Origin of the sequence: Ruminococcus sp., from assembly GCF_045129435.1 — a bacterium.
In the GTDB taxonomy this organism is placed as follows: domain Bacteria; phylum Bacillota; class Clostridia; order Oscillospirales; family Acutalibacteraceae; genus Ruminococcoides.
The window spans coordinates 1-8,101 of record NZ_JBGVJL010000120.1 but is presented as its reverse complement, the minus strand read 5'-3'; the positions used below and the strand labels follow the sequence as shown (position 1 = coordinate 8,101).

10 protein-coding genes are annotated in these 8,101 nt (G+C 35.7%); 7 read left to right on the top strand and 3 right to left on the bottom strand.

What is annotated here, in order from left to right; translation table 11 throughout:
* The coding region (locus tag ACJMMI_RS06145) for an uL13 family ribosomal protein (protein WP_405354326.1) at window positions 1–228 on the top strand (228 nt) is incomplete at its 5' end.
* A 20-nt stretch (window positions 229–248) separates the two neighbouring features.
* The gene (gene rpsI / locus ACJMMI_RS06140) at window positions 249–650 is read left to right on the top strand and encodes a 30S ribosomal protein S9 (RefSeq protein ID WP_022234348.1); all 402 of its coding nucleotides are present in this window, start codon (window positions 249–251) and stop codon (window positions 648–650) included.
* A gap of 181 nt (window positions 651–831) precedes the next feature.
* Here rpsI and ACJMMI_RS06135 read toward each other — a convergent pair whose 3' ends face one another.
* A complete protein-coding gene (locus ACJMMI_RS06135; protein ID WP_405354325.1) occupies window positions 832–1,719 on the bottom strand; it encodes a tyrosine-type recombinase/integrase in 888 nt (295 codons plus the stop codon).
* Window positions 1,720–1,992: 273 nt separating this feature from the next.
* Here ACJMMI_RS06135 and ACJMMI_RS06130 point away from each other — a divergent pair, with 273 nt between their 5' ends.
* Window positions 1,993–2,283 carry a hypothetical protein gene (locus tag ACJMMI_RS06130; protein WP_405354324.1) on the top strand — a complete coding sequence of 97 codons (291 nt, stop codon included), beginning with the start codon at window positions 1,993–1,995 and terminating at the stop codon, window positions 2,281–2,283.
* Window positions 2,284–3,130: 847 nt separating this feature from the next.
* Here ACJMMI_RS06130 and ACJMMI_RS06125 read toward each other — a convergent pair.
* Window positions 3,131–3,367, bottom strand: coding sequence for a hypothetical protein (locus ACJMMI_RS06125; protein WP_405354323.1), 237 nt, complete (start codon window positions 3,365–3,367; stop codon window positions 3,131–3,133).
* 14 nt (window positions 3,368–3,381) lie between these two features.
* Complete coding sequence (locus ACJMMI_RS06120; RefSeq protein WP_405354322.1) at window positions 3,382–4,092, bottom strand: hypothetical protein; 711 nt, start codon at window positions 4,090–4,092, stop codon at window positions 3,382–3,384.
* 252 nt (window positions 4,093–4,344) lie between these two features.
* Between ACJMMI_RS06120 and ACJMMI_RS06115 the strand changes: the two genes are divergently transcribed.
* The 4 genes from ACJMMI_RS06115 (at window position 4,345) to ACJMMI_RS06100 (ending at window position 7,772) form a co-directional block, all read left to right on the top strand.
* Window positions 4,345–4,836 (top strand): pyridoxamine 5'-phosphate oxidase family protein, encoded by a 492-nt coding sequence (locus ACJMMI_RS06115; RefSeq protein ID WP_405354321.1) that lies wholly within the window; start codon window positions 4,345–4,347, stop codon window positions 4,834–4,836.
* Between the two features lie 227 nt (window positions 4,837–5,063).
* A complete protein-coding gene (locus ACJMMI_RS06110; protein ID WP_405354320.1) occupies window positions 5,064–6,086 on the top strand; it encodes a hypothetical protein in 1,023 nt (340 codons plus the stop codon).
* Between the two features lie 26 nt (window positions 6,087–6,112).
* Complete coding sequence (locus ACJMMI_RS06105) at window positions 6,113–6,766, top strand: hypothetical protein (RefSeq protein ID WP_405354319.1); 654 nt, start codon at window positions 6,113–6,115, stop codon at window positions 6,764–6,766.
* A 13-nt stretch (window positions 6,767–6,779) separates the two neighbouring features.
* Window positions 6,780–7,772 (top strand): signal peptidase I, encoded by a 993-nt coding sequence (locus ACJMMI_RS06100; protein WP_405354318.1) that lies wholly within the window; start codon window positions 6,780–6,782, stop codon window positions 7,770–7,772.
* Window positions 7,773–8,101: the final 329 nt, after the last annotated feature.

Sequence of the window (8,101 nt, the reverse complement as noted above, 5' to 3'; positions counted from 1 at the left end):
AAGCTCACTCAGAAGAAGTGGCAGCGTCACACAGGCTATATCGGCCATCTTAAAGAAACAAGATACGATACTCTTATGGCTACAAAGCCAACAAAGGCTATGGAGCTTGCTGTAAAGGGTATGCTTCCAAAGAACACACTCGGCAGAGATGCTTTGCTCAGACTCAGACTCTTTGAGGGTGCAGAACACAATCACCAGGCTCAGAAGCCTGAAATGATTGAAGCTTAAAAGAAGGAGGCAAATTTATAATGTACGATAAGACACCTTATTTTTACGGCACAGGTAGAAGAAAAAGCTCTGTTGCAAGAGTAAGACTTTACCAGGGTACAGGCAAAATCACAATCAACGATCGTGACATCGACGATTATTTTGGTCTTGAAACACTCAAGCTCATCGTTAGACAGCCTCTCGCATTAACTGAAACAGATCAGAAGTTCGACATCGTTTGCAGAGTAGCAGGCGGCGGCGTTACAGGTCAGGCTGGTGCAATTCGTCACGGCATTTCAAGAGCACTTCTTCAGTATGATTCAGAGAACCTTCGTTCAACACTTAAGAAGGCAGGCTTCTTAACTCGTGACCCAAGAATGAAAGAGCGTAAGAAATACGGTCTTAAGGCAGCTCGTAGAGCACCACAGTTCTCAAAGAGATAATCTTTCGAGCGTTTGGAAACTTGCAATTGCCCATATTTACTGGGTTTGCAGAGGTTGTCAGATGTGTTAAAATGCCTTGGATTTTGGTCCGTAGGCTACATGTAGGCTACTAGTAGACTACAAAAATATCAAGTATGTATTGGACATTTTCAGTAGAGATACTGGGAATGTCCTTTTTGATTTAGATTTGATTAATCGCATTAACAAGCTCCTTAACATCAATATGTGTATACACTTTCTCTGTTAGTGACATTGCACCTGAGTGACCTATAATCAATTTTATAAGAGTTGGGGCAATACCAGCTTCTGTCATCATAGAAACGCATGTGTGCCTGCAACAGTGAGGTGTCTTATCAATGCCTAACTGTTTCATCAAAGGTGTAAAATAACTATCGTAATAATTGCGATAGAGAAAATGCTTTCCATCATCAGTGTGAAGAAGATATTCACAGTCTGGACAAGAATCAAACCATGTCTTATAGAATGGTAGCACCTTATCGGCAATAGGTACTTTACGGATACCATTTTCTGTTTTGCTACTAATCACATCAAAATACTGTTCATCCAAATGGACGTTTTCTTTTTTCAAATCAAGAAGTTCAGAAACTCGAACACCATTGTAAATTAGCATAAGTGCAATCTGATAATATTTGTCCTCACTTAATTCCCAAAGTTTATCAACTTCAGATTTGTCAAACTTGTTACGATCATATTTGTTAGGATTCTTATTTTTATATTGAGCAACATCCACAAACGTTGAATAATCCTTATTGCAAATATCATTCTTAATGGCATAATCATAAAGCTGATTAAACAAGATTTTGATTTTCTTTAGGGTAGGATAATTTTTTCCACAATCATCAATTACATTCTGTAAATCTGCTAACTTTAAATCCTTAAAAATCTTATTATACAGAGAGTGACAAGCTTTGTAGGAGGCATTATAACCATTGATATTAGATTTTGAAATGGTTTGATATTTCCTTTTTGACCATGCCTCAAATACTTCGCTAAATGTCATCTTTGCTGCTTTGGTATCAAATGGATTATTGTTATAATCTGCAAGCATTTGTGAGTGCAGTTTTAGGATATATAGTGTTATGGCATATTAGTTTTATAATTCAGACTTTAGCGTTCTGGTTGTTTAATGTTTGGGGACTTGTTACAATCAAAAATGTAATAGTGAATATATTGTCGGGTGCTTTGCTTCCGCTTTGGTTTATGCCCGAACCTATCACCCATTTGTAAGCAACACTAATGATGAAACAAATCGTGCAAGTATGGCAGTTTATCAAAAATACAGACCAAATGATAAGCCTCCGATACAGTTTAATGAGTCCAAATGCCAAGTGATGAACAACGAACTCGCACACTACGGATTTACCGATATATTGAGAAAAACCTATGTGACGAGATTGACACAAGCAGAATTGCCGAAATAGCTCTTTGCCCTTATGATAAATTCAAGCATTATTTCAGCTATATGACGGATATGTCTGTGAGCGAGTATATCCGCAAGTGCAGACTAACACTTGTAGCATATGATTTGTTAAAAGGGCACGAACGAACCATTAACCTTGAAGAAGCTGAAAAATACTTCTATAAACACATAGCAGACACAACACTAATGTAGCGATTATAAAGCGAGGAAGAGTTACACTCTGTTCCTTTGTAAAGAACATAAGATAATATAATCCGCAATGCAGGCTATCAGTTGGAATCCCTTGCCATTGTAGATGCAATGGATGCAGAAACCGGCAAAATCACTTTCAGAGAACAGGTTTAGTAACAACAAATTTCGAGTTTGCTGATGTTCATCTTTAGCATCAACTAAAATATTTATATAAAATCAATCCCCCGACAGGTGACTGAAAATTACTGTCGGGGGATATTAATTTAGATTATTTTCCAATAGTTGGGGTAAATTATGGTTTAGCAACGGTCGGGAAATTTTGTTTGAATTAGCACAAACTTTATACTCGTACATAAAAATTTGGTCAACCTTTTTCAAAGGTTGTGGAGGTGTGCAAAGCCCACAATACTTTAGCTAACGCAAAGATTTGATAGCCAAACAGCCTGCTGTTTGGCGGCTTAAACACAATTGTGAAAACCTTATAATTGCGATAGCAACAAGAAAAACCACTCATTATATAATGGAAAAATTAATTATTTCTTATTAAAAGGCTATCGCCTGTTTTGTCAAACTTTGATGTATCACACAAACAGCAACGCTGTTTGTGACTAATAAAAGGCAATGAAAACAACTTTCTTGGGCGTTGCCCAAACCCACGAGCCTTTAAAAAGGCTCGACCTAAATTTCTTTGTCCGAGCAGAAAGCATAGGAAATCTCAATACTTTTAACTCCCGACTGTTTCTAAGTTATTGTCGGGAACAAGAAAATTATTACTTTGCAAACTATCTTCTCGTAATAAAAACCAAATTTATTAACATTATCCCAACATTTAAAACAGAACCTTAATTTAAAAAAACATTTCTACTAATGGAGAAAGTGAAATTAACAGGTAATACGGAGCGGTGATTATAAAGAAAACCAGCATAGATTTTACCTTTTGGTTCTTTTTCATGGTTGATTTTCTGAATACTGTAAGGTAATTAAAAATCAGACTTATTACCGCTGACAAAGCCATAATTATTAGAACTGTAACTAAACTGCTCAATAATAAATCTGAGCCATAATATGGCATCAAAGCGAACATACATACATTAACCACTATGCCTGTAACAGTTGCGAACGAAAAACCATCTGTATCTCTGCTTTATTATAATCATATTTTACAAGCTGAATTTTTCCGTTTTGATCTGAAAGCTGATAATAAAAATAATTTTCGGCTACATACGGCTCAATAATAATGTCTGACTTTGCACCCAAAGACTCAGGTGTAGCTACCAATTTAAGTTCATTATCCGTATATAAATAGATGTTATTCTCATTTGAGTAAAAGAACATTTTATCATCTGTAACAAAATAATTCCCTTTTAGCTCTACACTGTCATTATTTACAGTAAAATATGACTCAAAGTCCTGCTTTTCGAAATTAAAGTAATCAACATCATTTCCATTAGTGTAGTGCGACAGAATTTTGTTGTCGCAGAAATTATCCATATAAAAAAGAGGGGGCGAAATCTGTGGTCCTTGCCAATACACACGCTTGGTTTGTCCGCTTGATATTTGATACAAGCCATATTTAAACACATCTCCATTGCCTGTATAGTAATAATACAAGCTGTCGTCAATCTGCAAAAGGCATATATCGTCACCGTTTGCCACAACATTATTGTAGGCATTATAATCATTCTTTTCAATTTTCAGCGAGTTTGAATGTGTTGTATTAAATATTGTAAAATATATAGCACAGCCTAAAACTGCTATAACAGCAATAATAATTAAAACAATAAAATATTTTTTAGAATGTTTTTTCATAGCTTTCACCTCTATACGGTTACGCAAAATATATGTAATGAAAAAGTTTATCAGCAGGAATGGGCACAGGTAATACGGAGATAAAATAAAAACTGCAAAAATAACATATTTCTTTATAATCATTGTAGCATATGGCGATATTATATACAATAATTATGCTGAAAATAAAATACACAATAATATCACTCTGAATTTGGTGATTTGCAATAAAGAGAATTTTTGTTATAATAGTACCTAATTGGAGGCGGTTTTATGTTTCGTAAAATGAGAAGATTTAAACAACAGCTTACAGAGGACGAAGCTGTTAAGATTTTAAAAAACTGCAAAAGCGGTGTGCTTGCTGTGAACGGTGATGACGGCTATCCCTATACCGTTCCACTCAATTTTGTATATACAGACAGCAAAATTTATTTTCATTGTGCAAAAAGCGGACATAAGCTTGACGCAATAAAGAACAACAGCAAGGTATCGTTTTGCGTTATTGCAGAAGACAAAGTTGACAGCGAAAAACTTACCACTCTGTTTAAAAGCGTTATTATTTTTGGCAAAGCTAAAATAATGGAAAATGAAGCAGAAATTAAATCGGCAATGACAGCTTTTGGCTTAAAATATAGCAATGACATTAATGCAGTTGAAAAAGAAATTCAGCGTGAATGGAACGGTCTGTGCTGTGTGAAAATCGAGATTGAACATATCACAGGAAAGCAAGCTATTGAGCTTTTGAGAAGTAAAGGTACATTGTAATTTTATTTATATTATCGGGAAAAAGTTAATACAAATTTGTATTAATGGTAAAATCTGTAAAATTATGTTGACAACGTAAACTAAGTTTATTATAATATTTTTGCAAAGTTAGTTATAACTAACTTTGATAACTGATTTTGCATTTTCCAAATGAATTAACTCCGGAGGTTTATTTTTTGGACTTTAGGTTAGCGATGACTAACTATTTTGTTATGGAGGAAAACTTTATGAAAAAAAGAACTAAATTATTATCAGCAGTAACAGCCGGCACAATGGCACTTGGTGTAATGTGCTTTGGCTTTGCTCAGTGGAATACAGAAATTTCTGCAAACGGCACAGTTTCCGCAAACGGAAAGTGGGATGTAAAAATTACAAATGCAGCAATCACAAACCTCAGTAAGGGTGCGGCTGCTGATTCTGAGGCTGTTACAGTTGAACCTACCGCTCAGGTTGTGGAATACAATGTTATTTTAAAGTATGTCGGCGGTGTAAACGACCCTCAGAGCACACCAAACGGTGCTTATATGTATGTGATTGATGATAAAAATCCTGAGGTTGTTAACATCACAAAAGACGAACTTGCTGAATTTACTGCACAGCTTATGATTCCAAGAGATAAAAGATACTACACAACTGCTGTAATTCCGGGTGATAGTGGTCTTACAAACTTTAAGGTAAATGTTGATGAAAGCAAATCATCACTCATCAATTACTACAGACCAAATGTACTTGATACAACTACATATTCATTGCATTTAAATGATGACGGTGCAAACGAAGGTGTTGTAGTCGGAAAAGCTATCGGCTGGTTAATCGGCGGATTCTATAAGGAACTTGACGGCAGCGTTCAGCTTACATACAAGGCAGCAAATACTGCTCTTGCCGATGCTAAAAGCACAACAACATACCCTGCACAGTTCACAGACACAACAGCAGATTACGGCAATGTAAACTTCTCGCTCAACAATGCTTGGGCTGAGTATTCATTAACAGTTACCAATAGCGGCAATGTTAACGCAAATCTTTCTGATTACAAACTTAATGTAACAGAGCTTTCAGAGATTTTTACTGTTGACGCTCCTGAACTTACCGACAAGGTACTTGCTCCGGGTGAAAGCTGCACAGTAACCTTTGTTGTAAAGGCTGATTCTGACAATGACCTTACAGCAGACACTCAGGAATTTTCTGTAGAGCTCAGCTATGTACAGGACTCAGTTGAAGAAGCACCCAGTGCAAGCGTTTCTAAATAAGTAAATCACCGATAAGGTAGGATTTTATGAAAAGAGCAAATTCCCTATCCTTAAACAATGCGGTTTTGATTTTTTCTATCTTCTTAATTTTTCTTTTGCTGTGCTCTGTCTCTGCAAAGGCAACAGCCGATACCTCTCAGAAATGTGAGGTATCGGTGAGCAAAGCAGAGATAAAATCTGAATATGGCGTAAACGGCAAAAGCTGCGTTGATTTTGATAAAAATTCTGTTTCACCAAGTCTTGGAGTGTTTGAATTTCCCGGTGCGTATTCCGAAATATACATAGAAATAAAAAGCACCTCCGACACCTCGGTTGAACTTGCCAAGGTCTATGCTTCTCAGCCTACACTTGATTATATTGATTTGATTTTGCCGAGTTTTGACAGCAAAAAGGTGCTTGCACCAAATGAAATCTGCGGTTTTTCGGTTATTGTAAAGTGGAATCCAAATTCTGCTTACAGCACAAACGGAACTGAAAACGGAAACTTTGGATTTAAGCTTTTATATGCCGACAACGGTAATCAGGCAACCTCTGACTCCGCCGACAGCACCGATAATTCAAGTATTAAAACAGGCGATGCATTACTGAGGCTTTCTGCTTTTGGCGGAATAATTTTGATTTCAATATTTATTTACACAATCTCGTCACGATATATCAGAAGTAAAAACAAAAGGGAATAATATGAGCAGGGTTTTGAAATTTGCAAAAAACAATATACTTTTTAACGGCAGCATAAACAACGGCGACAGTCTTTTCTGGAGCTTTGTGTTCGCTGTGCTTGAAATTTGCTTATTGTATTGCGGCGGTTTTATATTAGGATTCAAGCAAAACGGAATTACCGATATTACCGCTGTTATCGGTACTTTTTTGCTTACCCTCCTCTTATTATTAGTGTGTGAGTTTTTAAGAGCTGCTTTTGTTCTTTTGTTAAAAAAGGCTAAAATTAATAAATATATTAATTGTCTTGCGGTATCTGTTGTATTTGCAATCATAGATTTTTTGTTATTTGCACAGGAAGGTTTTTCTTTTGAAAACAAATCCTTGCTTATAATGTATACCTCTCTTTTTATACTAAATTCAATTTTTCTCACCATTCTTTGCTATAAAGGCGGTGCGGTTGCAACGATATTGTTTTGCTTTATCACAAAGGCAGCTGTAATACTCATTCCGTTTGAACCAATTATTAGCGAAAAAACGGAAATCTTTATAAAGTCAATACTTTGTATGATTTTTATTATTACTCTTGACTGTGCTTTTAGTAAAGAAAGCAAGCAAAAAAAGTATAGTTTTGTAAGCAAGAAAATTCATAATTTTTTCTCAATGGCATTGGTTGGTATATGCTGCTTTACTATTGCTTTTATATGCGGCTTTCTGACTGTTGCTCCTGTTTCGGTTGCTACAGGAAGTATGCAGCCCGAGATAAATATCGGCGATGTGGTGATTGTATCTAAATCCGAAAAAAATGTTTCTGTAGGCGATATTATACAATTTAAAAGGAACGGAAAAACTGTGATTCACAGAATAATATCAACTAAAACAACCGAAAACGGTTTGGTTTATATTACAAAAGGTGATGCAAATAATGCAGCTGACTCCGGCTATGTAACAAGTAAAGATATTGTAGGTAAAGTAATCTGCACCGTTCCTTTAATTGGCAATCTTACGCTTTGGCTTCATTCGCAATAAAAACTTGAAGTAGTTTTATATTCTGCTTCAAGTTTTTTATTTTGTGCTGCTATACGCTTGACTTTGGCAAGAAAATATAATAGAATATCTTTACTGAAATAAATATGGTCATCGGAGGACAGGGTGTCGTAACACCGTTCTGTTTTCAGAACTCTGTCGATAAGATGTCGAGTGAGCTCGGTTATTTTTATAGCCGAGCTATTTTTGCGGTTCTTTGGTGAAAGTTGAGGAATTTTATAAATTAGGGTTTGTAATGGTCGGAAAATTTTTGCTTGAATTCTCATAGTCTTAATACTCAGACATAAAAATTTGGTCAACCTTTTTCAAAG

Bases quoted from the DNA above. Each gene is read 5' to 3' on its own strand.
- ACJMMI_RS06135 (WP_405354325.1), bottom strand. From the start codon at position 1,719: ATGCTTGCAGATTATAACAATAATCCATTTGATACCAAAGCAGCAAAG.
- ACJMMI_RS06125 (WP_405354323.1), bottom strand. From the start codon at position 3,367: ATGTTCGCTTTGATGCCATATTATGGCTCAGATTTATTATTGAGCAGT.
- ACJMMI_RS06115 (WP_405354321.1), top strand. From the start codon at position 4,345: ATGTTTCGTAAAATGAGAAGATTTAAACAACAGCTTACAGAGGACGAA.
- ACJMMI_RS06105 (WP_405354319.1), top strand. From the start codon at position 6,113: ATGAAAAGAGCAAATTCCCTATCCTTAAACAATGCGGTTTTGATTTTT.
- rpsI (WP_022234348.1), top strand. From the start codon at position 249: ATGTACGATAAGACACCTTATTTTTACGGCACAGGTAGAAGAAAAAGC.
- ACJMMI_RS06130 (WP_405354324.1), top strand. From the start codon at position 1,993: ATGCCAAGTGATGAACAACGAACTCGCACACTACGGATTTACCGATAT.
- ACJMMI_RS06120 (WP_405354322.1), bottom strand. From the start codon at position 4,092: ATGAAAAAACATTCTAAAAAATATTTTATTGTTTTAATTATTATTGCT.
- ACJMMI_RS06110 (WP_405354320.1), top strand. From the start codon at position 5,064: ATGAAAAAAAGAACTAAATTATTATCAGCAGTAACAGCCGGCACAATG.